Here is a 25,179-nt window from a genome sequence, read left to right as displayed (position 1 = left end):
GTTCTCCAACTGGATTGTTTCGGAAGGTGTACTATCGGAAACAACCTTTTTCTTTTCCTGTTTTCCCTTTGCCATACTCCTAGGCCTCAACCCTGAATTACCTTTTAAAACTTTGGTTTTTGAATCGTAGCCCAACTTTCGCATCCAGCGCAGCAGATGGCCGCGTTCTTTGCTCTGGCTCGTATATTTCTTCCAAATTTCAAGCTTTGAATAGTCAGTCGAAAGATACTCCTTGATGATCTGGTGCCGCTCCTCATCGGTAAACAAATTACCGTCCTTTTTGAAAAATATCTTACCCATTTTGAAATTGGTTGGTGTAAACCTATTTCAGGACAAGACATGTATGCGTCGAATTTGCTATAAACAGGGTGCGCCTCCGGCGCAAAAACTACATCTTCAAACAATGTCCCTGAGGGACAACCTGTTTCTAGAACACCGTAACACCTACGGGACGTTTGGCCCCGGCGGGGCCTCCTGTATACCGCGGCGCCATTTATAACCCATTTTCCCTAAATTGCGTCATGAACAAACTCCGTATCCTCTTCCTTTTTGCTGCATTACTGGCCGGTTGCTCCAAACCGTCCGAAAAAATCGTGATCGCTACGGCGGCCAATGTGCAATATGTGATGAAGGAAATCCAGCAGGAATTCGAAAAGGAATCGGGCAAAAAGATCGAGATCGTAGTAGCATCGTCCGGCAAACTTACCACGCAGATCCGCGAAGGCGCACCATTCGACGTATTCGTTTCAGCCGACACCAAATACCCCGAAGAAATCTTCAAAAACGGCGGCTCGGATCAGAAACCGCAGGTTTACGCGACAGGCGCACTGGTACTCTGGTCCAAAGACATTCCCGAAACCGACCTCAAACTGGAAGCATTAGCTACCGATAAGATCAAAAAAATAGCCGTTCCCAACCCGCAGACGGCACCCTACGGCGAAGCTGCCGTGCAAGCACTGAATGCATTGAAACTCTACCCGCAAACCGAAAAGAAGCTCGTCTACGGCGAAAGCATCGCTCAAACCGCACAATACATCACCACCGGCTCGGCAGAAGCCGGTTTCAATGCATTATCCATTGTTTTATCCCCCGAAATGAAGGGCAAAGGGCATTACGTCATCGTAGATTCAAGCCTGTACAAACCCATTCAGCAAGCCGCTATTCTATTAAAACACAGCGAAGATTCTCCCAAGAAAGCGTCGAGCGAGCAGTTTTATCAGTTCCTTTATTCTCAAAAAGCAAAAGCCATCTTCAAACGGTATGGATACAAGTAAAGGTCAGGTGCGGTCAAGTGTAGTCAGGAGTGGTCAGGAATTTTCACGATTATTCATGGAAACACAAACAATACATGACTACACATGACTATTCATGGCTATTCAATCATTCACTCATTCACTCATTCAATCATTCAATCATTCAATCATTCAAAATTGGACCCCGCACCCCTCCTACTCACCTTCAAACTCGCCGGCATTACCTCGGTACTGCTCCTCGTGATCGCCTTGCCGATCGCGTACTGGCTGGTTTTCGGGAAGTTCAAAGGGCGCGGCGTGGTGGAGGCGCTCATCGGTATGCCGCTGGTGTTGCCGCCTTCGGTGATCGGGTTTTACTTGCTGCTGGCATTCAGTCCGTCGCATTGGTTTGGGGCGATGATTGAAGAATATCTGGGACTGAGGCTGGTTTTTTCGTTTCCGGGGCTTATCATCGCTTCCATTTTGTACAGTCTGCCGTTTATGATTTACCCGATCCGCGCGGGGCTGCAATCGCTGCCGTCGTCGCTGCGGGAGGCATCGTACACGCTCGGCAAAAGTGAATGGCAGACATTCGTGCAAGTGCTCTTGCCTAATTGCAAACCGGCGCTCCTCACCGCATTCGTCCTCACATTCGCGCATACCGTCGGCGAGTTCGGGGTGGTGCTGATGATCGGCGGCAATATCCCCGGCGTGACCAAAGTGGCGTCAGTAGCCATCTACAACGAGGTGGAAGCACTCAACTACCCGGCTGCCAATGCTTATGCAATGGTGCTTTTTGCGATCACTTTCATTATTTTGCTGCTGGTTTACTCGATTAACAACCGCCTGCTCCGTGTCCGACAACCCGCTTGAAGTTCATATCCGGCATACTTTGCACACCGCACACGGGGTTGTACCGATGGAAGTGGATTTCACGTTCCCGGCACACAGCATTCTGGCGCTGACAGGGCCTTCCGGGGCAGGAAAGACTACATTACTAAGACAAATCGCCGGGCTGGCGACGCCTACATCCGGCCGTGTTGTTTTCAATAACAACCAATGGCTCGACACCGCCAACAGCATTCACATTCCCGCCCAGCAGCGGCATATCGGTTTCGTTTTCCAGGATTATGCATTGTTCCCGAATATGACCGTCCTGCAAAATCTTGAATTTGCATTACCTAAAACCCATAAATCGGAACTGGTCGGACATTTGCTGGAAACGGCCGGTCTCACGCAACTCGCCGACCGCAAACCGCACCAGCTCTCGGGCGGGCAGCAACAGCGCGTCGCACTCGCCCGCGCGCTCGTACGCGAGCCGGAATTGCTTTTGATGGACGAGCCCTTCGCCGCCCTCGACCCGGATATGCAGCTGCAATTGCAGGATTTGTTGCTGAAACTACGGCGCGAGCGGCCATTTACCGTCATACTCGTAACACACGATATGGGCGAAATTTTCCGCCTCGCCGATCAGGTCGCGATTATGGAAAACGGGACATTAACCCGTATCGGCACGCCTTCCGAGGTGTATTTGGATAAGAGCGATAGCCAGGAACTGATCATTTTCGGAGAAGTACTAACCATCGAAAAACAAGGAGAAACATTGCTGGCCCAAGCCTGGATCGATGGCAAAATCCGCCAGCTCACCATCCCGGCAAAACTCGAAAATCAAATGTACCCAGGCGCGAAATTCACGCTGCATTACGGTGACGGGGAGGTAAAGGTGAGCGGGAGGAAGGATAGACCGCCGACCGCCGACCGCTGACGGCCGACTGCTTGTTTCGGAATTACGAAATGATCCACAGTAATAAACACAAAATATCGGCGGTCCGCGGTCGGCCGTCGGCGGTCAAAAAGGGTATTTCCCCGCCCACCCCGTCTTTTCAACAAAAATCCATACAACCAATCCATGAGAGTATTTTTCAAACTGCTGCAAATTGCCATTATCGCGCTTCCGTTGCTTGCTATGCGTGCCGACAAGCCGCTCCGCGTTGTTTTCTTCGGCGACTCCATTACCCAGGCGGGCGTGGGCCCGACAGGCTACATTACCAAAGTGGGCGAAATGCTGAAATCGAAAGGCCAGGACAGCCAGTATGAGCTGATCGGCGCGGGAATCGGCGGAAATAAGGTATATGACCTTTATCTGAGGCTCGAAGACGACGTGCTGGCCAAGAAACCGGATGTGGTATTTATTTACGTGGGTATCAACGACGTATGGCACAAGGCATCGTCGGGCACCGGTACCGATCCCGACAAGTATGTGAAGTTCTACGAGGCGTTGATCAAAAAGCTGAAAGCCCAGAATATCCGCGTGATCGTGTGTACGCCTACGGTTATCGGCGAGCGCAATGATAATTCCAACCAGCAGGACGGTGATTTGAACCAGTATTCCAAACTGATCCGCGAGATCGCGACGCGCAACAGCCTGCAACTGCTCGACCTCCGCAAGCATTTCCAGGACTATCTGGCTAAAAACAATCCTGAAAACAAGGAAAAAGGCATTCTGACCTCCGACCGGGTACATTTGACGGACGCGGGCAACCAGTTCCTGGCCGAGAAAATGCTCGAAGCATTGGTGCAGAAGTAATGCATTGAATACCTGCAATTACTTGAAGCCAGTCCCGGAAACTACCTCCGCGACTGGCTTTTTTCATGCCCGTTTTTCCGTTAGTTAACCCATACCGTCACCTGATCATCGGATTCCCAAAGAGTTTGCGATTAATACAAAATTGAGGTCGGAGCACATTGCTCCCGGTTTTACACTTCAACCTATCCAAACTTTTTGACGTATGAGAAAATCCGGTAACCTCCTGCCTCTTTCTATCGTGACACCCGCCGTCACACTGCTTGTTTTCGCTTTTTTTACCTGGTTAATTCCCAATCCTTCGCGCAAGGCCAGTCCCGAAAAAGCTGCTACCAGCAAGCCACCACAAAATGCAGTTCCTGACATTCCCGTCGGCCTCGCCGAATCCATCGCCGCCCGCGAGTACCACATTTCCTACGACCGCACAAAGCATAGTCACCAAAGTCCTAACCGAAGGCAAAACCTCCGCGCCCATTACCGGCCGGGGAACCTCACCATTCGGAACCGGATCGACTCTTCGGGACGTAATTTTGAATTGGTACTAAAAAATGAAGGCATTCTCGCCGATGGCAGGCTGATCGACCAGCCCGATCCCAATGCAAAACCCGAGCTACTTGAAAACAGGTTGCTACTGCGCCATTCGAAGTTCACGGAGGAGTTTATCAACAATGAAAATGGTGTAAGACAAAATTTCATTGTCGAACAGGCACCGGTCGGGACGAGAGAACTGACCGTAAAACTCAGCGCAATTGGAATGCGCGTTCAAAATAGCGGCGCAGAGAACGAGCTTTCATTTTTTGCAAAAAACGACCCGGCTCATCCTCAACTCATTTACCGCGACCTTAAATGCTGGGACGCTCAAAAACAGCCACTCATTGCCCATATGACCGGCAAAGGCCAGCAAATTCTTATTACCGTGGATGTGCGCGGTGCCAGCTACCCGGTCACGATCGACCCAATTGTGGTGAATGGCAGTCCGGGTAATGCCAATGCGGTACTGGAATCCGACCAGGCCGATGCATGGCTGGGATTTTCGGTCGCTTCCGCCGGGGATGTGAATGCCGACGGGTACAGCGACGTCCTCGCCGGTGCGCCTCATTTCGACAACGGTGAGGCCGAAGAAGGCGCCGCATTTCTCTATTACGGTTCCGCGAATGGCCTCAACCCGGTACCCACCGTTTTCGAAAGTAATCAGGCACATGCCGAAATGGGTTACTCCGTGTCCAGCGCCGGGGATATCAATGCTGACGGGTTCAGCGACATTGCGTTAGGCGCCCCGTTTTACGACAAAGGACAGCCCAATGAGGGCGTCGTTTTCATTCATTTTGGCTCTCCAAAAGGCATTAAACCTAACCCGGCTGTGACGCTGGAAGGAAATCAGTTCGAAGCGCATTTCGGCAGCTCGGTCGCACTGGCTGGCGATATTAACGGGGACAGTTACAGTGATTTAATTGTAGGCGCCACCGAATTCGATCAGGGGCAATTGAACGAGGGCGCGGCATTTGTGTATCCCGGTTCTGCCAATGGTATCGACCCCAACAAGGTAACTGTCCTGCAAATGAACCAGTCGATCTCCGGAATGGGCACTTCGGTAGCGGGTGCGGGGGACGTCAATGCGGATGGATTTTCGGACGTACTCGTCGGCGCACCGTTTTACGATCAGGGAGAATTAAATGAGGGCGCAGCGTTCGTCTACCTGGGCACGGCGCAAGGCATATCGCTGATACCCAACATCATTCAAAGTAATCAGGCCGACGCACACTTGGGTACCGCGCTCGCATCCGCCGGCGATGTGAACGGCGACAGTTTTTCAGACATCATTATCGGCGCGCCGCATTACGACAAGGCCTATTCCGATCAGGGTTTGGCACAGATTCACCTCGGCTCTGCCAACGGCGTCAATCCCAACCCATCGATTGCACTCACTGGGCAGCAAATGGAAGAGGAATTCGGTCGTGCGGTCGCCTGCGCCGGTGACGTACAGGGCGACGGGTACGCCGATGTGATGATTGCTGCTAAAACACAGGGCAAGAGTCTGCCCAATCAGGGCGTAGTAATGCTTTACTCTGGCATTCAGGCGGGTATTGGTAAAAAACCGTCCTCCGTTTTCAAAAGCGATCAGGGCAATGCTTACCTGGGGCAATCGCTGGCGGGCGCAGGCGACGTGGATGGCGACGGGTACAGCGACATTGTCATCGGCGCGTATCTCTATGATCAGGGCCAGGATAACGAGGGGGCCATCATGGTGTGGCATGGAGGCGCGTCCGGGCCAGGCATGGCTACCGGCGTGTATTCGGCTCAGTCTGAATCGGCTTTGGGCTATTCCATTTCAGGCGCGGGCGATATAGACGGGGATGGGTACGACGATATGATCGTCGGCGCGCCGCATTATGACAATGGGCAATCAGAGGAAGGTGTCGCATTTGTATTTAAAGGAACGCCGGATGGTATCAGCAAAAACGCGTCCGATACGCTCGAAGCCGATCAGGCGGATGCCAGTTTTGGCACCTCCGTTTCTGCCGCCGGGGACATCAACGGCGATGGCTTTGGTGATATTATCGTGGGTGCAATGCATTACGATAGCGGCGAAAACGAAGAGGGAGCGGCATTTGTTTATTTTGGCTCACCTGCCGGCCTCAACCCGGTGCCAATACATTTAGAAAGCAATAAAACAGGGGCATGGTTCGGATGCGCCGCCGCTCATGCAGGCGATCTCAATGACGATGGTTTTTCCGAAATCGTGATCGGCGCGATGAATTATTCCAATGGCCAATCGGAAGAAGGGGCGGTTTACGTATTCCCCGGCTCACCCAACGGCCCGAACATCGCCGGGCTGCGGATCATCGAAAGCGACCTCGTAGATGCGCGGCTGGGCAATGCGGTGTCCGCTGCCGGTGATCTGAACGGTGACGGCCGCGACGACATCGTTGCAGGCGCATACAGCGTCGGCGATTTCGATGCGGGCGCCATTTTTATAGGTTATGGGAAGGCTAATTCACTGGATTCGCTTACAATGGAATGCATCAAAGGCATCCAGGATCAGGCACATTTCGGCTGGGATGTGTCGGGCGCAGGGGATGTGAACGGCGACGGCTTTCACGATTTGGTTGTCGGTGAACATGGCTATGATAATGGCGACGGCGCCGCTCACATTTACTACGGCTCCCCTGCGGGCATCACCCAGGCGAACGTCACACACCTGTACGCGCATGAGACGGGCATGGCCGCGGCTATGGGCGAGTCCGTCGCCGGCGCTGGCGACCTCGATGGTGATGGGTACAGCGATGTGGTTGTAGGAGAGCCCTGGTTTATCGATGAAAATACCTCCATAGCAACCGGTCTTGTTTTGATTTACTACGGATCGCCGACGGGTATCAACCCCAGTCCGCAGCGTATTAAGGGCAATCCCAACGATGCTTACGATTTCTTCGGATGGGCCGTTGCCGCTGCCGGCGATGTCAATGCCGACGGATATTCAGATATGATCGTAGGCTCGCCCAATTTCAGTTTCGGTCAGTCGGATGCGGATGCGGCATTTGTTTATTATGGAAATAATGGCAATGGATTGCGAAACAATATCCGGCTCTACAATTCGGACCTGGCCACATTGCTGAATTATCAGCAACACAACAAAAGCGACTTCGGCATCGGCCTGTATTCCAGATCATTTTTGGGGTTGAACAAAGGCCGGCTGGTATGGGAGGCACTTCCCGCCGGGCAGCCATTCTCGACAGGTTCCAACGGCCTTCTTGCGAACAGCACCCTATACAGTGGCGCGCAAAAAGGATATTACAATCTCACTGGCACCGAACTCAAAAATAAAATCAACAAACAAGGCCCCCGGACAAACCTGAGGCTCCGGATAAAGTACAATCCAACCCTCGCATTGACCGGCCAGGTGTACGGGCCATGGCGATACCTTTCGTGGCCATCCGCCGGAACAATCAGCTCACCCGCTCCGAAAGTTGCGACGACTAATCCCTTCGAAAGTACCACCAACACGGCTTACGTATACCCTAACCCGGCAGCATCGGTACTGCATATTCATACCGGTAAGAACCGAACAGTCGCCGGATCGGAATTGATGACAACCAACGGCTCGGAGATCCGTTCCTGGAAAGGCAATGCCGACAAACTGGATGTCGGAGCAATTCGTCCCGGCCGTTACATCCTTCACATCCACTATGCCGATGCCATGGAAAGCAGCCATCCGATTGTACTGCATTAGTTATCCGGCGGCGACTTTTGAGTGATCAATAAACCACGGGCTAAGCGATTTCCACCTGAGAATAATCGCTTAGCCTGTTTATTTGGCACATTCACAAAATTTGGGACGCGGGAATATTCCCGTAAGTCCAAAAACATTCAAATACACACGAGTTATGAAAAAGATTTATCAACGGGCCATGGCGGTTGCCCTGGCCGGAACAACTCTCCTCGGGGCAGGGCTGTGGCACAAACACCACCGATCCGCACCGCTCCCAGTCAAAGCGGCGGCGCAAACCACCGACGCATTGCCGACCGGCGTGTCCGAAGCCACGCTGGCCGACATCCGCAGCTCGCTCGAAAAACAGGAATATCACATTTCCTTCGACGAGCAGCAGAAAAAGCTGCAAAGCCCCAACCGCAAAAACAATATCCGGGCCTACTACGAGCCGGGCAAGCTCACCGTCCAGACGCGCGTAGACACTACCGGCGACGGCTTCAAAGTGGAACTGGTAAATGAAGGCGTATTCGCTGACGGCAAGCTGCTCTACACGCCGGAAGCCCAGGCAAAGGCCGCCCACCACGATAACAAGGTACAGATCAGCCACAATGCATTCACCGAAGAATTTATTAACAATGAGGACGGCGTCCGCCAGAACTTCATAATTGAATCCGCACCGGAAGGCACCCGCCAGTTGCAGGTAAAAATGACTGCCAACGGCCTCAAAGTAGGACAAGGCAATGGCAACGAGTTACGTTTCTATTCCGAAACAAACAAAGGAGAAACGCGCAATGAGCTCGTGTATAGCGACCTCAAATGCTGGGATGCCAACAAACAGCCTTTGAATGCGACGCTTGCGTATGTGGATAACCGTATCCAGATCAGCGTGGATGTAGCTAGTGCAGCATATCCTGTTACTATCGATCCGATTATAGTCAATGGGACACCTCAGAATTCGAACAAAGTTCTTGAGATCAACCAAAGCTATATGCATTTGGGCTTCTCGGTATCCAGCGCGGGAGATGTGAATGGTGATGGCTATAGCGATGTGATTGTGGGTGCGCCAGAGTATGACAAAGGGCAGGCTAATGAAGGCGCCGCTTTTATTTACAAGGGAGACGCCAGCGGATTGACTTTGACCGCGGTTACAATTGAATCTAATCAGGCTGGCGCTCAAATGGGCTATTCAGTGGCTAGCGCGGGTGATTTTAACGGTGATGGATTTAGTGATGTGCTGGTAGGAGCACCCTATTATAGCGGTGCTTTTACGAATGAAGGTCGTGGTTTGTTATACTTAGGGTCACCTCAAGGCGTTAACCCGGCAAGCACTCCCATATCGTTTTATTCACCACAGGCAAAAGCCTATTTTGGAATATCAGTAGCCACTGCCGGGGATATAGATGGGGACGGGTATAGTGATATTCTCGTTGCAGGCCACCAATTTGATTTCGGACAGAACAATGAAGGGGTTGTCTTTGTGGTTTATGGGGCACAAACTAATTTCAAGAAGATTGATCAACTCGAATTCAATCAACCCAATGCCATGTTTGGCTACTCTATCGCACCCGCAGGCGACGTTGATGCGGACGGATACAGCGATATCATTGTAGGTGCCCGATTTTACACGAATGGTCAGGGGCAGGACGCGGAAGGCGCAGCTTTCATCTATCGCGGAGGCAATGGCGGCTTGCAAGGAAATCCGACCGTCATCGAAGGAAATCAACTTAACGCCGCGATGGGCAACAAAGTAAGCTCGGCCGGGGATGTGAATGGAGACGGGTATAGTGATGTGCTTATTAGTGCTTATCTGCACGACCTTCCGAATAATAAAGACAACGGAATAGTGAATCTGTACCTGGGGTCTCAAACCGGTATTAGTGCACAGCAACAACCAGCCAGAACCTTCTATGGAGCCGATAACGACCATATGGGTTCCTCGATTGCTTGCGCGGGAGACGTAAATGGCGACGGCTATTCCGATATCCTCCTCGGTGCCGAATATCATGACAATGGGCAATTCAACGAAGGCGCGGTGTACGTATACCACGGATCGAAAAACGGTATCGTTGGCGATCCGTTCTCCATGCTCGAAAGCAACCAGGGTAACGCTTGGTTTGGAACGGCGGTCGCCAGCGCCGGGGATGTGAATGGGGATGGGTATAGCGATATTGTAATCGGTTGCTATACATTTGATAACGGGCAGACAGATGAAGGACATGCGTTTATTTACCATGGTGGCGCTGAGGGGATTGGAACGAAGGATGCGGTAACGATCACCGCCAATACAACCGGTGCTCAAATAGGTTTTTCTGTGGCTAGTGCCGGAGATATTAACGGGGACGGATATGGAGACGTTGTGATAGGGGCTCCAACGTATGACCTGGGACAAAGTTTCGAAGGAATTGCACGCATCTATTACGGAGCTGCTGATGGGATTAATACAGGAAGCTATTACATTTTGCAAAAAGACCAGGTAAATTCCAATTTCGGATATTCCGTGGCAGGAGCCGGAGATACTAACGGAGATGGCTTTGACGACGTTCTCGTGGGCGCCAAAGATTACACGATTGGAGAAAATCAAGAGGGTATAGTATTTTTGTACTATGGCACTGCATCAGGTATCGATTTGAACCTGCAACCAAAAGCATTGCAGATGAACAAAGCCGACTCAGATTTTGGTTACGCGGTTGCCAGTGCAGGTGACGTAAATCGTGATGGATATGCTGACATTATCATCGGTGCACCGACATATGTAGCGCCAGGCGCAGCATTTGTATGCTTCGGTGGGGTTAATGGCCCAGCGAATCAGGTTGCTCTTACCGGATTTACGAACACCCACTTTGGAGAAGCAGTTTCATCTGCGGGTGACGTCAACGGCGATGGATACAGCGATGTGATTGTCGGTGCCTGGGGCGGCTCTTTTGGAGAAGCAAGTGAAGGGCTTGCCTATGTCTACCATGGTGCATCTTCAGGATTAGATGCCGTTTATGAAAAGCGCCTGGAAGGAAACCAGGTCGACGCCAATTTCGGCTTTTCAGTCGCCTCTGCCGGGGATGTGAATGGCGACGGATTCAGCGATGTAGTTGTTGGTGCACGCTATTTTGACGATGGTGAATCGAACGAAGGTATTGCAAAGGTATATTACGGAACTGTCGGCGGCATCAACGACGTCACGCCCGCTCCAACCGTACTGCAAGCAAACATCACCAACGCCTACTTCGGATCATCCGTAAACTGCGCAGGAGATGTGAACGGCGACGGTTACAGCGACGTAATCGTGGGCGCTCCGAATTTAAACAATGGCCACAATGGCGAAGGTGGTGTATTCGTATTCCACGGATCTCCGAATGGCGCTAAAACCACCAATTCGTTTAGTACAGAAGGTAATGCTCTCAACCGATTCCTCGGCAAGGCAGTAGCAGGCGCTGGTGATGTGAATGGCGATGGCTATAGTGACGTCCTCGTAGGAGTACCTGGCTATGATAACGGAAACACTCTTGACGCTGGGGCAACGTTTACTTACTATGGTAATAATGGGAAGGGGTTGAGGAATAACATAAAATTGTATAATACCGATTGGGCAACTCCCTACAATCATAATCAATTTGCAATCAACAGTTTTGCTTTCGGACTATATACAAAATCATTCAACGGTTTTGACGTTGTAAAGCTTGTGTCAGAAGTTACGGCATCTGGTGCGCCTTTCTCAAAAGTTGGCAATAATTCCATCACAACTAGTACACAATATTCTGGTATCAGTTTTGCGTTTGAGAATATTCCAATGGGAGGTAAGGAATTTAAGGCTACAATTGTAAAAAATGGCATCGCCACCAAAGTCCGCGCGCGCGTCCGCTACTCGCCCGTCCTGGCCATCACCGGCCAGATGTACGGCCCGTGGCGTTACGTTCAATCCCAGCCCGCAGGCTACAACAACGCCCCGGTGCCGGAAGAAGCTATGGCTGAAACCATCAAAAGAAAAACGGAACCGGAAATCGAGACTTCGGTAAGCCTCTTCCCTAACCCCGCTTCGGATCGTTTGTCGGTGGAGACGAACAATCCTTCGGAAATCCGCTCGATGCGGCTTTTCAATACCGGCGGTGCATTGGTCTTCCAAACACAGCGATACGAAAAAGATATTGACGTAAGCAAGCTACCCGGCGGCATTTATATCCTCATGCTCAACCGGGCCAACGGCACACCTACCTCGCACAGGATACTGATCCGGCGATAAGCCCCCTCCCTGACGCCTCCCCCGTGCCGTGGGGAGGCGTTTTTTTAATGGGGATGCAACCGGGTAATCATTACATGTCACCCGGCGAATAAACGCTTTGAAATCAACTTTAAGGTATCGGTAACATTTACACCGGCATTCAGCCAGTAGCCGATTGTTTCACTTAAAGTATCTCACGTTATGAAAAGTCGTTACATGCCCATTCTGTATGTAGGAATGGTTTTGGCAGCATTTGCTGCCGGTTTTAAAGCACTCGACCGCATCAGCCGGTCAATATCACGAAACCCTTCGAAAGTACGGACAGTCCCGGCAGCGCCCGCGAAAGTGTCGGAAGCGGCCCTGTCCGAAACAACCCTGTCAGATATCCGCAGCATGCTCGAAAAGCAGGAGTACCACATCTCCTACGACAAGCAAAAGAACATGCTGCAAAGCCCCAACCGCGCGCACAACCTCCGGGCCTACTACCAGCCCGGCAAGCTCACCGTCCAGACCCGTGTCGACACCACCGGCCAGGGTTTCAGGCTGCAACTGATGAATGAAGGCGTTTACGCCGACGGCAAGTTGCTCCACAAGCCGGAAACGAATGCAAAGGCTGCACATCACCAAAACAAAGTGCAAATCAGCCACGACGCATTCACGGAGGAATTTATCAACAATGAAGACGGCGTGCGCCAGAACTTCATTATTGAAAAGGCCCCGGCAGGCACCCGCCAGTTGCAGGTAAAAATGACCACCAAAGGCCTCAAGGTGCGGCAAGGCTCCGGTAACGAGCTCCGTTTCTATACCGAGGCATCAAATGGAGAAACCCGCAACGAGCTCGTCTACAACGACCTCCGGTGCTGGGATGCCAACAAGCAACCCCTGAACGCGACGCTCACCTGCATGAACAACCGCATCCAGATCACCGTGGACGTAGCCAATGCCGCCTACCCCGTCACCATCGACCCCATCATCGCGAACGGCACCCCGCAGAACGCCAACAAAATTCTCGAAATTAACCAAAGCCAAATGTGGCTCGGCTTCTCGGTATCGAGCGCGGGCGATGTGAACGGCGATGGGTATAGCGATGTCATCGTAGGTGCACCGCAGTATGATTCTGGCCAAAACAACGAGGGCGCTGCATTTGTATATCCCGGCAAAGAATACGGGCTAAGCCTGGCCGCAGTGACGCTGGAATGCAACCAGGCCGATGCCAAAATGGGTTATTCGGTGTCGAGTGCGGGGGATTTTAATGGGGATGGGTTTAGTGATGTGTTGGTGGGGATACCAAACTATCACATTACCGGACAAAATGACGGTATGGTGAAACTTTACTTCGGTTCCGCAGATGGTGTGAAGGCTAATTCGATCCCAATGGACCTTTCACCTCCTACGGATGGCGGTTACTTTGGTATATCGGTAGCCACAGCCGGAGACATTAACGCTGACGGATTCAGCGATATACTTGTAGGTGCTCACCAGGCAACTTTAGGCCAGGCGAATGAAGGTATCGTTTTGGCATTTTACGGAGCAATCACTAATTACGGAGCATGGCAAGTAATCACAGCCGGCCAAGCCGATGCCAAGTTCGGCTATTCCGTCGCTCCTGCCGGTGATGTCGATGCTGATGGGTACAGCGATGTCATCATTGGTTCCCGTTTTTACGGCAGCGATCAGAGTCAGGCGGGGGAAGGTGCCGCTTATATCTATCGTGGAAGCGCCAACGGCCTGTTAGATAACAACCCCACCATCATCGAAGGCAATCAGTACGATGCTGCAATGGGCAATAAAGTAAGCTCGGCGGGGGATGTGAACGGCGATGGTTACAGTGACGTTCTCATCAGCGCGTATTTGTATGACGCCCCGAATTTAAAAGACCAGGGAAGGGTATACCTGCATCTCGGTTCTTCGAATGGCATTAACCCACTACCAGAAAAAACCTTCGAAGGCGGCCAGGTCGATGCGCGCATGGGCTCCTCGATCGCCTGCGCGGGAGATGTGAATGGCGATGGCTATTCCGACATTCTTCTCGGCACACAATACTACGACAACGGGCAGTTCAATGAGGGAGCTGTTTTTCTTTATCATGGATCAAAAGACGGAATCGTCGGTACCTGGGCATCCCTATTGGAAAGCAACCAGGCCAACGCCTGGTTCGGAACCGCGATCGCCAGCGCAGGCGATGTAAATGGGGATGGGTACAGCGATATCATGATTGGCTGCCACACTTTTGACAACGGTCAGACGGATGAGGGGCATGTATTTGTTTATCATGGCAGCGCAGGCGGCATTAACCCGACGGGCCATACCCAGATCACCAGCAACAACCCTGGCGCAGAAATTGGGTTTTCAGTTGCCACGGCTGGCGATGTCAATGCGGACGGTTACAGCGACGTCGTTGTCGGAGCTCCATACTATGATCTCGGGGAAAATAATGAGGGAGTAGCATTCGTCTACTACGGTTCCCAGGCCGGATTAGTCACCAATACGTGTCACACTTTACAGGAAAACAAGGCAAACTCCCGCTTTGGACGAGCCGTTTCAGGCGCGGGAGATGTGAATGGCGACGGTTTTGATGATATAGTCGTTGGTGCTGATGCCTATACTAACGGGCAGGAGGACGAGGGTGCCATATTTATTTACCACGGCTCCTCAACTGGTATAGGCACGCAGGCCGTCATTCATTTCGAGCGAAATTTTGCAGAAAGCTATATGGGCTGCTCGGTAGCCGCAGCAGGAGATGTTAACAGGGATGGGTATGCGGATGTTGTTGTCGGCGCAATGGGTGTTACAAATTCAGCTTATGTGTACCAAGGATCCAGCAATGGCATTGCAGGGAATCCCCAAATTTTGCAACCTGCCAAGGATGGTAATGATAGCCAATTTGGCGTTAGCGTGGCTTCCGCCGGCGATGTCAACGGTGATGGATATGGAGACCTCATTGTAGGGGATAACCTGCGTGGCACTAGCGATGTAGGAGCCGCATTTATTTACCATGGATCCAATACCGGAGTAGCTACTACCGCGGCTGTCATTTTACAAGGCAACCAGACAGATGCGAATATGGGTCGGTCGGTGGCAGGTGCAGGAGATATTAATGGAGATGGATATTCTGACGTTATCGTCGGTGCGCCGGACTACGAAAATGGTCAAAATAACGAAGGTGTCGTTTTGGCGTATTATGGCTCATCAGCCGGAATTGCCAATGCCAGTCCTGTGTTGCTGGAAATGAACAAAGCATCGTCCGGTTTCGGGAGCGAAGTAGGTAGCGCGGGTGATGTGAACGGGGATGGATATAGCGATATTATTGTGGGTGACCCGGTTTTTACGAACGGTGAGCAATTTGAAGGTGCTGCCTATGTGTTTCAAGGGTCGCCGACCGGATTGGAATTGGCCCCCCGCTTTCAATTGGAAAATACAAATATCAGCGGCGCACGTATGGGTAGAGCCGTTGCAGGCGCAGGCGACGTAAACGGAGATGGTTACAGCGATATAATTATTGGTGCTACGGGATACCCCGGGGGGCAGAATGACGCTGGAAGTGCATTTGTGTACTACGGAAACACAGGCAAAGGGCTGAGAAACAATGTCCGGCTATACAACGGCGACTGGGTGACGCCCATCAATCACAACCAGTTTAACCAGACAAACTTTGTCGCTACTTTATTTGCAAAATCGTTTTTAGGGGTAAACAAGGGCAGATTCGTTTGGGAAGCGATGGGGCCCGGAACGCCATTCTCGAAGGTCGGAAGCCAACCGATTACCACCAGTAACTTGTTCACCGGCACAGCTCAGAATTTAATACCGCTGTCCGTAGGGGGCACTTTATTGGGAGCCCCGGTCAATAAGAACGGCATAGCAACCAAGCTCCGCGTACGCGTACGTTACTCTCCCGTGCTGGCGATCACCGGGCAGATGTACGGCCCGTGGCGGTATGTTCAAAGCCAGCTTGCTGGCTACAACAATGCCCCGGTACCAGAAGAAGTAATGGCCGAAACCATTAATGGCGAGGCTGAAACCTCGATTTCATTGTTCCCTAACCCGGCTTCGGATCGCTTGTCGGTGCAGGTGGATAATCCTTCGGAAATCCGCTCAATGCGGCTTTTCGATACCGGCGGTGGTTTGGTCTTCCAAACACAGCGATACGAAAGAGATATCGACGTAAGCAAACTGCCCGGGGGCATTTATATCCTCATGCTCAACCGGGCCAACGGCACACCTACCTCGCACAGAATACTGATCCGGCGATAAGCCCCCTCCCCGACGCCTCCCCCATGCCGTGGGAGGCGTTTTACTTTCTAGTCGTACTGCCCATATCGGGTAGGTTTTTCCGGCTAATCATTCCCCTTCACCCGGCGGCTAATTGGTTTGAGATCGGAGATCGGTAAAATTTACACTGGCATTCGCCGTAACCGCTTGTTTCACTTAAAGTATTTTGACTATGAAAAGTCGTTACTTGCCCATTCTGTATGTCGGCATGGCTCTGGCAGCATTCGCTGCGCTTTTTTATTCGATCGACCGGATCAGCCGGTCGCTGCATCGAAAACCTGTAAAAACACAACAAACCCAGGCTTTGGCCGGGGAAATGTCCGAAGCTACACTGGCCGACATCCGCAGCTCGCTGGAAAAACAGGAATACCACATTTCCTACGACGAACAGCAGAAAAAGCTGCAAAGCCCCAACCGTAGAAACAACATCCGGGCTTACTATGAACCGGGCAAGCTCACCGTGCAAACGCGCGTAGACACCACCGGCGAAGGCTTCAAAATGGAGCTGGTGAATGAAGGCGTGTTCGCCGACGGCAAGCTGCTCTACACGCCGGAAGCCCATGCAAAGGCCGCCCACCACGACAACAAGGTCCAGATCAGCCACAATGCATTCACCGAGGAATTTATCAACAATGAAGAAGGCGTCCGCCAGAACTTCATCATTGAATCCGCTCCGGAAGGCACCCGCGAGTTGCAGGTAAAAATGACCGCCAAAGGCCTCAAAGTAGAACAAGGCTCCGGCAACGAACTCCGTTTCTTCTCCGAAACAAACAAAGGAGAAACGCGCAACGAGCTCGTGTACAGCGACCTCAAATGCTGGGACGCCAACAAGCAGCCATTGAATGCGTCGCTTGCCTATGTGGACAACCGCATTCAGATCAGCGTGGATGTGGCTAATGCAGCATATCCTGTTACTATCGATCCGATCATAGCGAATGGGACACCGCAGAATGCAAATAAGATACTTCAAATCGACCAGAGCTATATGCATTTGGGCTTCTCGGTATCCAGCGCAGGCGATGTGGACGGCGATGGGTATAGTGATGTGATAGCAGGTGCGCCGGAGTATGACAAAGGGCAAGATAATGAAGGCGCGGCCTTTGTTTACAGGGGACACGCCAGCGGATTGACTTTGACTGCCGTTACACTTGAATCTAATCAAGTTGGTGCCCAGGTAGGATATTCGGTCTCAACTGCGGGGGATTTCAATGGCGACGGGTTTAGCGATGTGATTGTAGGGATACCCTATTACGACGGCGGCCAGGTTGATCAGGGAGCGGCGAAACTCTACCTTGGTTCAGCCAACTTTTCTCTCCCCAGGCAGTAATCACCAACTACACCTACACCAAAAGCACCAACGCGCAAGCCCTGATTGGCATAGCCGTATCCACCGCTGGCGATGTGGACGGGGATGGATACAGCGACGTGTTAATAGGCGCTCACCAGGACTCGAACGGACAAAGCAAGGAAGGTACCGTTGCACTCTGCCACGGGGGGCGCAAATGGAGACCCGAATACCAAGGTCGTTACACTCGAATCCAATCAGCCCAATGCACACTTCGGCTATTCCGTCGCCTCCGCAGGAGATATCGATGCCGATGGTTTCAGCGATGTGCTCGTAGGTGCGCGGTTTTACACCAATGGCGAAGATTCCGAAGGTGCTGCGTATGTCTACCGTGGAACCGTAAATGGTTTGGATAAGAACAATCCGGTGATTATTGAAGGTAATCAGGTGAATGCCGCAATGGGTAACAAGGTAAGCTCGGCCGGGGATGTGAATGGGGATGGGTATAGTGACGTATTGATTAGTGCCTATTTGCATGATGGTTACATGCAGGATGATGGAGCAGTATACCTGCATTATGGATCTAATGCGGGCATCTCTTCGACACCAAAAAAACGTTCCTTGGCTTCAATGCAAACGACCACATGGGTTCTTCGATCGCTTGCGCAGGCGATGTGAATGGCGATGGCTTTTCTGACTTTCTCTTGGGAGCAGAATATTATGATAATGGCCAATTCAACGAAGGTGCCGTGTTCGTGTTCCACGGGCAGAAGGGTTACATAACCAATCATGCTTCCATGCTCGAAAGCAACCAGGCAAACGCCTGGTTCGGAACCGCCGTTGCCAGCGCCGGTGATGTGAACGGCGATGGTTACAGCGATATCCTGGTGGGCTGCTATACCTACGACAATGGACAGACTGACGAAGGGCATGTGTTTGTGTACCATGGCGGAGCGGAAGGGATTGGTACGAATGAGGCGTTAACACTCTCTGGCGGCGTCAGCGGTGCGATGATAGGATATTCGGTAGCCAGCGCAGGTGATGTGAATAGCGACGGCTTCGATGATGTAATCGTTGGCGCACCGGAATACGATTATAACGGTATTACAGGGGGAATCGCAATCGTATATAATGGCTCGGCTGATGGTATCGACGCAAATAACAAGGTGATACTAAGCAAAACCAAGCCTGGCAGCTATTTTGGATCGTCTGTTGCGGCCGCAGGTGATGTGAACGGGGATGGATATGGTGACATTATTATCGGTGCCCGTGATTATAGTGACGGGCAAAACAAAGAGGGAGCTGCTTTTATATTTCCTGGTTCCAACTCCGGCATCGTTGCAGGGCTTAGCCAGACCTTGCAAAAAGATGTTGCCAATGCCGGTCTCGGAACATCCGTTTCAGGGGCCGGGGATATTAACCGGGATGGCTTTGCCGATGTGGTAATAGGTGCCCCGAATTTCGCTTCCGGCCAGAATACCTTCGGAGCGATTTACATTTATTATGGCTCATCTAATAATGGCGCTCAAAATCCGACAATGATACAAGGATATTCGGTCAACTCCGGCTTCGGTAGCGACGTCTCCTCGGCAGGGGATATCAACGGTGATGGATTCTCGGACGTTATCGCCGGAGCATATGCCGAAAGCCTGGGAGAAGTGCAGGAAGGTGCTGCTTACATTTTCCAAGGAGCGAACGGCGGGATCAATTCCGCGGGTAAGGTCCTCCAAAGCAATCAACCGAACGCCTGGTTTGGAGCGTCGGTAGCCTCTGCGGGTGATGTCAATGCCGATGGCTTTGGCGATATCGTCGTAGGAGCACCTTACTACGACAAAAACGAATTTAACGAAGGCGTCGCTTTTGTGTACTATGGAAACAGCTCCGGTGTCATCAGCGCAAATCCGGCACCAGCTATCCTGGAAATCAATATGCTGGGTGCCCAGTTTGGCAGTTCCGTACAAAGCGCGGGGGATGTGAACGGTGACGGATACTCCGACATTGTTATCGGTGCAAAATACGCTTCGAACGGGCAAACAGAAGAAGGTAAAATCGCTGTTTTCCATGGATCACCAATCGGTATCAAACCAACAGCATCTTTCAGTATCGAAAGCGACCAGAACAATGCAAATCTGGGTTTCGCCGTTTCCGGCGCGGGCGATGTGAACGGCGACGGGTATAGCGACATTATCATTGGCACGCCACATGCCAACGCCGGCGCAGGAAACAATGTCGGCAGCGCAATGGTGTTTTACGGCAACAATGGCAAGGGTTTACAAAACAATGTCCGGTTATTCAACACCAATTTCACCCCTATCAACTATGCCCAGTTCAGCGAGCCGAACTTTATATCCGGCCTTTTTACAAAATCATTTGTTGGAAAAAACAAAGGCAAGCTGGTATGGGAAACGATGGGAGCCGAGTTCCGTTTTCGAAAGTCGGAAACAATCCGATCACCACAAGTAATCTTTTCACAGGAATATCTCCCAATTTCACCAATCTGGCTCTTGGAGGTAGTATTTTAGGAAGTATCGTCAATAAGAACGGCATCGCCACCAAAGTCCGCGTGCGCGTGCGGTACTCGCCTTCGCTCGCGATCACCGGGCAGATGTATGGCCCTTGGAGATATTTGCAGTCGCAATTGACGGGCTATAACAGTGCCCCGGTACCGGAGGATGCGATGGCGGAAACCATTAAAAGTAAGGCGATGGCCATGGATGGCGAAAATACAGGGCTGTCCGTTGTCCCCTATCCTAACCCGGTTTCGGACAAGCTGTTTATCAAAACGGAGAATGCCGGCCAGATCAGTTCTGTACGCCTGCTTACTCCGGCCGGGAAGCTGATTTACCAATCGCAGAATGCCGCTGCGGAAGTGGATGTGCGAAACCTGGCCCCTGGAATGTACCTGCTCCTTGTCACCCAGCAGGATGGCTCGCAGAGCTCGCATAAAGTCATTGTGAAAAAATAGTACGACCCGTATTACCAAACAGGCGGCCTTCAACGCTTCGGAGAGGGCCGCCTGTTGCCTTTTAATCATTCCAGCAACCGCCAGGCTAAACGGATTCGCTGAAAGCATTCTACCAGTGTAAAATTTGATCCGGCATTTGCCACTACCTCTTTTTACCAAAATATTATTGACATGAAACACACTTACAAGTCCATGCTCTTCGCAGCGATGGCCCTGGCGGCAGGTGCCGCGGGTTATTTTACCAGCAATTCCGAGTACAGTTTCCGGGGTAGCCAGATTTCGGCACAGCAAAACCCATCTGCCGGTCAGGAACAGGTAGCCGGTTTGTCGGCGAAAACCGTTGAGAGTATCAAAGAAATGATCGCCAAACAGGAGTATCACATTTCTTACGACGACGTGACGAAATCGTTGCAAAGCCCGAACCGCAAACAGAACCTGCGGGCGTATTATAAACCGGGAAATCTGACCGTGAAGAACCGTGTTGATTCTACCGGGCACAATTTCAAGCTGGAACTGATCAATGAAGGGATTTTTGCGGATGGCAAACAAATCTTCTCGCCACAATCCAGTGCTACTCCCACGAACAATGAAAACAAGCTGCTGATCGACCACAAAGGTTTCACGGAAGAGTTTATCAACACGGAAGATGGCGTACGCCAGAATTTCATCGTGAGCAAGGCGCCCGAAAACACCCGGAATTTGCAGGTTAAATTATCAGCCAAAGGCCTTAAAGCACAAAACGGCAGCGAAAACGAAATCCGCTTTTATCGCGAGAATGCAAAAGGCGATTTTGAAAACTTCGTGGTGTACAGCGACCTGCATTGCTGGGATGCCAACAAAAAGCCGCTGGCTGCGACATTGGCATATGTCGATAACCATGTTGAGATCAACGTGGCCGTCGAGGGCGCCGCATATCCTGTAACCATTGACCCGATTGTGGCAAATGGCACGCCTAATAATGTTAACAAAACCCTCGAGTCGGAGCAGTTTTATGCAGGGCTGGGCTATTCCCTAGCCAGCGCTGGCGATGTAAACAAGGACGGGTACAGCGACGTCATCGTTGGCGCGCCCAAATACGACTGGAATGGTGAAGACGCCGGCGTTGCCTTTGTATTTCCTGGCTCGCCGACCGGCATTACCCTCAACGCCCAAAGGTTGAACCGCAACCAACCGTTCGCGCAAATGGGTTATTCGGTGTCCAGCGCCGGCGATGTCAATAAAGACGGATACAGCGATGTCATCGTAGGAGCACCGTTCTGGGAAGACAGCCCCGCTCAAAACAGCGAGGGCGCTGCATTCCTGTATTTCGGCGGGCCGGTCGATCCTCAGAATGCACCGATTGGGATCGTCTGGGGTAATTTTGTAACACTGCAATCCGACCAGGCGGAAGCCCAGTTTGGAATCTCAGTTGCATTGGCAGGCGATGTGAACTCGGACGGATACAGCGACTTCATGGTAGGCGCGCATTTGTATGACAAAGATCAGACAAATGAAGGTGTAGCATTCCTCTATTACGGCGTCGCCAACGGAGGCTATGACTCCAACAAAACGGAAATCCTGGAATCGAATCAGGCCGACGCGATGTTCGGCTACGCGCTCGCTGGTGCGGGAGATATCAATGCAGATGGTGCAAGTGATATCATCGTAGGTGCAAGGCTCTATGATATTAATGCTAACAAAACCAACGAAGGGGCTGCATTCGTATTCAAAGGCACCCTCAATTCAGCCCCCATCAGCGCCGCACAGCCACAGACGATCCTTGGAACACAGCCTGATTCCCGCTTCGGCCACACTGTTTCGACGGCCGGGGATGTAAACGGCGACGGATTTGCCGATATCGCGATCGGGTCCTACAATTTTGATGGAGGTCTCAGCAATGAAGGAGCTGTCTACATTCACCATGGCGGACAAACCGGAATCAATACGGTGGCAAACAAGACCATTGAAGGTAATCAGCTGGAAGCAAATTATGGTTGGGCGGTAGCCAGCGCCGGGGATGTAAACGGCGACGGCTATGGTGACTTAATCGTTGGTGCCCGGTATTTCAGTAATGGTCAGAACCACGAAGGAGCTGCATTTGTATATCACGGTTCCAATATCGGACTTAACACTACCGCAGCGAGCTTCATCGAAAGCAACCAGGGCGATGCCTGGCTCGGCTGGGCCGTGTCTTCCGCCGGTGATGTGAACGGCGATGGTTATAGTGATATTTTGATTGGCAGTTACGCTTATGATCACGGGCACACGGATGAAGGTGTGGTGTTTGTGTATCATGGCGGCGCGGGGACAGTGGGAGCCACGCCTAAAACGGCTTCTTACGCTATTACCTCCGGAGCCCTAGATGGTTCGTCTGTCAGCATTATTGGCGATTATAATGGTGATGGATTGGACGACGTTGTATCAGGAGCACCTAACTTTGATGGTGGAACTGTTGGTGAAGGGGCTGTATTTCTATCTTTGGGCGACGCGTCCCTCGGGGTAATAGGTATGGTCAAATATGAAGGAAATCAACTTAATGCCAAATTCGGATGTTCGGTCTCTGGTGTCGGCGATACGGATGGTGACGGCTTTGATGATTTTGTAGTGGGTGCTACCGGAGCAGTATTCAGCAATTCGACAGGAATCGCGTATCTCTTTACGGGCAGTTCACAAGGAACCATACCGGCTGGTCACCCACTCTATCAGAGCTCTGGCAATTTGTTTGGAACGAGTGTCGCCGGTGGAGATATTAACCGGGATGGTTACGGGGATATCATCATCAGTGCACCTCTTGCCAAGAATGGCTTCAAGTCAGAAACCGGATTAATAGGGATTTATCCAGGCTCTGCCAACGGCGTTAACAATACTACTTATACTAATGTATATGGCCCAAATATCGGAACAAAGCTTGGTTCCAGCCTTGCAACGGCTGATGTCAATGGTGACGGTTTTGCGGATATTGTCGCCGGTGCGTCAGGCTCATCAAATGGCCAGGGCTCCATTCACATCTGGCATGGTTCGCTAAACGGTGTCCCAAATAATACATTGAGCAATCTTCAGTTAACCTCAAACACGCCTAATGCGAGTTTTGGCGCGGCTGTTTCGGGCGCTGGTGATGTCAATGGAGACGGTTTCGGCGACATTATTGTCGGCGCACCTGGCATCACCAGTGGCGAAAATAATGAGGGTGTCGCGAAGGTGTTTTACGGATCAGTGAATGGATGTTCGTCGTTTTCGGTGACAACACTACAGGTCAACCAGGCCGAGGCCGCTTTCGGCACCTCGGTTGCAGGTGCAGGAGATGTCAATGGCGACGGGTACAGCGATGTGATCGTCGGTGCGCCCCTTTACGACAATGCCCTAGCCAATGGTGGTGGCATCTGGATTTTTCATGGAGCACCAAACGGCGTTAATATCACCAGCAGCTTTTCATTGACTGGACAACAGGTGGAAGAGCATTTCGGACAGGCAGTCAGCGGCGGAGGTGATCTGAATGGTGATGGCTACAGTGATGTCGTTGTCGGCTCGCCCGGATTAGACGAAAGCGGCGTCACAAATGGTGGTACGGTAAGAGCGTATTTTGGCAACGACGGTATTGCGGGGAAAAATAAGCGAAACAACATACGCTTATACAATTCCAACCTTACCCGGATGACTTACTCACAAACTACCCAGACTTCTGTGTACGTGGGTATTTATCCTGCTTCCTTCCTGGGTCGTAACAATGGTCGTCTGGCGTGGGATTATGCACAAAATGGTACCAGCTTTTCAAAAGGGGCGAATAATCCAATCACCAACAGCACCATAATTGACGGGTGGCAACCCGCTTTCAGCACATTGCAAAGTGTTGAAATCACGGGTGGTATTAACAAGCCCTGGGAGGCTACCCGGCTGCGAGTCCGTTTCAAATATGAACTGGCAACGGCCTTGACAGGCCAGGTATATGGTCCATGGCGTGCAGTGCCGGAATATTTGTTGTACTTGCAGCCGCTCGATGGCCCACCAGTACTAGCTAGCGAAAAAGTTGAAACTGCGAATATTCTTAATACGGAGCCCGAATACACAGAAATCGTAACCGTATACCCCAACCCCGTTTCCGACAGGCTCTTTATCCAATCCACCAACCTGGATCAGATCAAATCGCTGCAACTGATCTCGGCGAACGGCACGATGGCTTTCACATCGGCGAAGCCGCAAACTGAATTGGATGTGAAGCATCTGCCGGCGGGATCTTACATCCTGATGATCAACAAAAAGGATGGATCCAAAACCTCGCACAAAGTTCTAATTCAAAAATAGGAGAGTACAACTTGTATTTTGAAATGCTTCCTGGCTTCCGGGAAGCATTTTTTATTCCGAAAACACATTCATTTCCAGCCGATAGGACATTGAATTTTCTATTGCGATCTATTTTGTATCAAATTGAAGTGCATTTGCCCTGGAAGCCT

General features: G+C 51.5%; 13 protein-coding genes. 12 read left to right on the top strand and 1 reads right to left on the bottom strand.

Features of this window, described 5'->3' with window-relative positions; genetic code table 11:
- Positions 1–300 (bottom strand): hypothetical protein (locus tag BLQ88_RS35405; protein ID WP_143017013.1); only part of this gene is annotated, 300 nt, incomplete at its 3' end.
- 221 nt (positions 301–521) lie between these two features.
- Here BLQ88_RS35405 and modA point away from each other — a divergent pair.
- From modA to BLQ88_RS35345, 12 genes are all read left to right on the top strand, one after another.
- Entirely contained in the window at positions 522–1,274 is a 753-nt protein-coding gene (gene modA / locus BLQ88_RS35400) for a molybdate ABC transporter substrate-binding protein (RefSeq protein ID WP_090157745.1), read from the top strand.
- 156 nt (positions 1,275–1,430) lie between these two features.
- Positions 1,431–2,105, top strand: coding sequence for a molybdate ABC transporter permease subunit (gene modB, locus BLQ88_RS35395; protein WP_090157748.1), 675 nt, complete (start codon positions 1,431–1,433; stop codon positions 2,103–2,105).
- Complete coding sequence (locus BLQ88_RS35390) at positions 2,086–2,997, top strand: sulfate/molybdate ABC transporter ATP-binding protein (RefSeq protein WP_229213001.1); 912 nt, start codon at positions 2,086–2,088, stop codon at positions 2,995–2,997. The genes modB and BLQ88_RS35390 overlap by 20 nt, the downstream gene beginning before the upstream one ends.
- 144 nt (positions 2,998–3,141) lie before the next feature.
- Entirely contained in the window at positions 3,142–3,819 is a 678-nt protein-coding gene (locus tag BLQ88_RS35385; RefSeq protein WP_090157744.1) for an SGNH/GDSL hydrolase family protein, read from the top strand.
- 202 nt (positions 3,820–4,021) lie between these two features.
- Positions 4,022–8,044, top strand: coding sequence for an FG-GAP-like repeat-containing protein (locus BLQ88_RS35380; protein ID WP_090157743.1), 4,023 nt, complete (start codon positions 4,022–4,024; stop codon positions 8,042–8,044).
- A 154-nt stretch (positions 8,045–8,198) separates the two neighbouring features.
- Entirely contained in the window at positions 8,199–12,254 is a 4,056-nt protein-coding gene (locus BLQ88_RS35375; RefSeq protein ID WP_090157742.1) for an FG-GAP-like repeat-containing protein, read from the top strand.
- 180 nt (positions 12,255–12,434) lie between these two features.
- A complete protein-coding gene (locus BLQ88_RS35370) occupies positions 12,435–16,484 on the top strand; it encodes an FG-GAP-like repeat-containing protein (RefSeq protein WP_090157741.1) in 4,050 nt (1,349 codons plus the stop codon).
- A gap of 190 nt (positions 16,485–16,674) precedes the next feature.
- Positions 16,675–17,829: an integrin alpha gene (locus BLQ88_RS35365; protein ID WP_229213000.1), complete on the top strand. Its 1,155-nt coding sequence runs from the start codon at positions 16,675–16,677 to the stop codon at positions 17,827–17,829.
- A 150-nt stretch (positions 17,830–17,979) separates the two neighbouring features.
- The gene (locus tag BLQ88_RS37310; protein ID WP_143017012.1) at positions 17,980–18,465 is read left to right on the top strand and encodes an integrin alpha; all 486 of its coding nucleotides are present in this window, start codon (positions 17,980–17,982) and stop codon (positions 18,463–18,465) included.
- Positions 18,432–20,309 (top strand): integrin alpha, encoded by a 1,878-nt coding sequence (locus BLQ88_RS35355; protein ID WP_090157739.1) that lies wholly within the window; start codon positions 18,432–18,434, stop codon positions 20,307–20,309. Before BLQ88_RS37310 ends, BLQ88_RS35355 begins: the two co-directional genes overlap by 34 nt.
- An 83-nt stretch (positions 20,310–20,392) precedes the next feature.
- A complete protein-coding gene (locus tag BLQ88_RS37305) occupies positions 20,393–20,752 on the top strand; it encodes a T9SS type A sorting domain-containing protein (RefSeq protein ID WP_090157738.1) in 360 nt (119 codons plus the stop codon).
- Positions 20,753–20,923: 171 nt separating this feature from the next.
- Positions 20,924–25,030, top strand: a complete 4,107-nt coding sequence (locus BLQ88_RS35345) for a T9SS type A sorting domain-containing protein (protein ID WP_090157737.1) — start codon at positions 20,924–20,926, stop codon at positions 25,028–25,030.
- The last annotated feature ends 149 nt before the right edge of the window (positions 25,031–25,179 follow it).

It is taken from the genome of Dyadobacter soli (assembly GCF_900101885.1).
In the GTDB taxonomy this organism is placed as follows: domain Bacteria; phylum Bacteroidota; class Bacteroidia; order Cytophagales; family Spirosomataceae; genus Dyadobacter; species Dyadobacter soli.
Note: the sequence above shows the minus strand (reverse complement) of the source record. Positions and strands in the feature narration are given on the sequence as shown.

Excerpts from the sequence above, each read along its gene's own strand:
- modA (WP_090157745.1), top strand. The coding sequence starts at position 522 with ATGAACAAACTCCGTATCCTCTTCCTTTTTGCTGCATTACTGGCCGGT.
- BLQ88_RS35385 (WP_090157744.1), top strand. The coding sequence starts at position 3,142 with ATGAGAGTATTTTTCAAACTGCTGCAAATTGCCATTATCGCGCTTCCG.
- BLQ88_RS35380 (WP_090157743.1), top strand. The coding sequence starts at position 4,022 with ATGAGAAAATCCGGTAACCTCCTGCCTCTTTCTATCGTGACACCCGCC.
- BLQ88_RS35375 (WP_090157742.1), top strand. The coding sequence starts at position 8,199 with ATGAAAAAGATTTATCAACGGGCCATGGCGGTTGCCCTGGCCGGAACA.
- BLQ88_RS35370 (WP_090157741.1), top strand. The coding sequence starts at position 12,435 with ATGAAAAGTCGTTACATGCCCATTCTGTATGTAGGAATGGTTTTGGCA.
- BLQ88_RS35365 (WP_229213000.1), top strand. The coding sequence starts at position 16,675 with ATGAAAAGTCGTTACTTGCCCATTCTGTATGTCGGCATGGCTCTGGCA.
- BLQ88_RS35355 (WP_090157739.1), top strand. The coding sequence starts at position 18,432 with ATGGGTTCTTCGATCGCTTGCGCAGGCGATGTGAATGGCGATGGCTTT.
- BLQ88_RS37305 (WP_090157738.1), top strand. The coding sequence starts at position 20,393 with ATGTATGGCCCTTGGAGATATTTGCAGTCGCAATTGACGGGCTATAAC.
- BLQ88_RS35345 (WP_090157737.1), top strand. The coding sequence starts at position 20,924 with ATGAAACACACTTACAAGTCCATGCTCTTCGCAGCGATGGCCCTGGCG.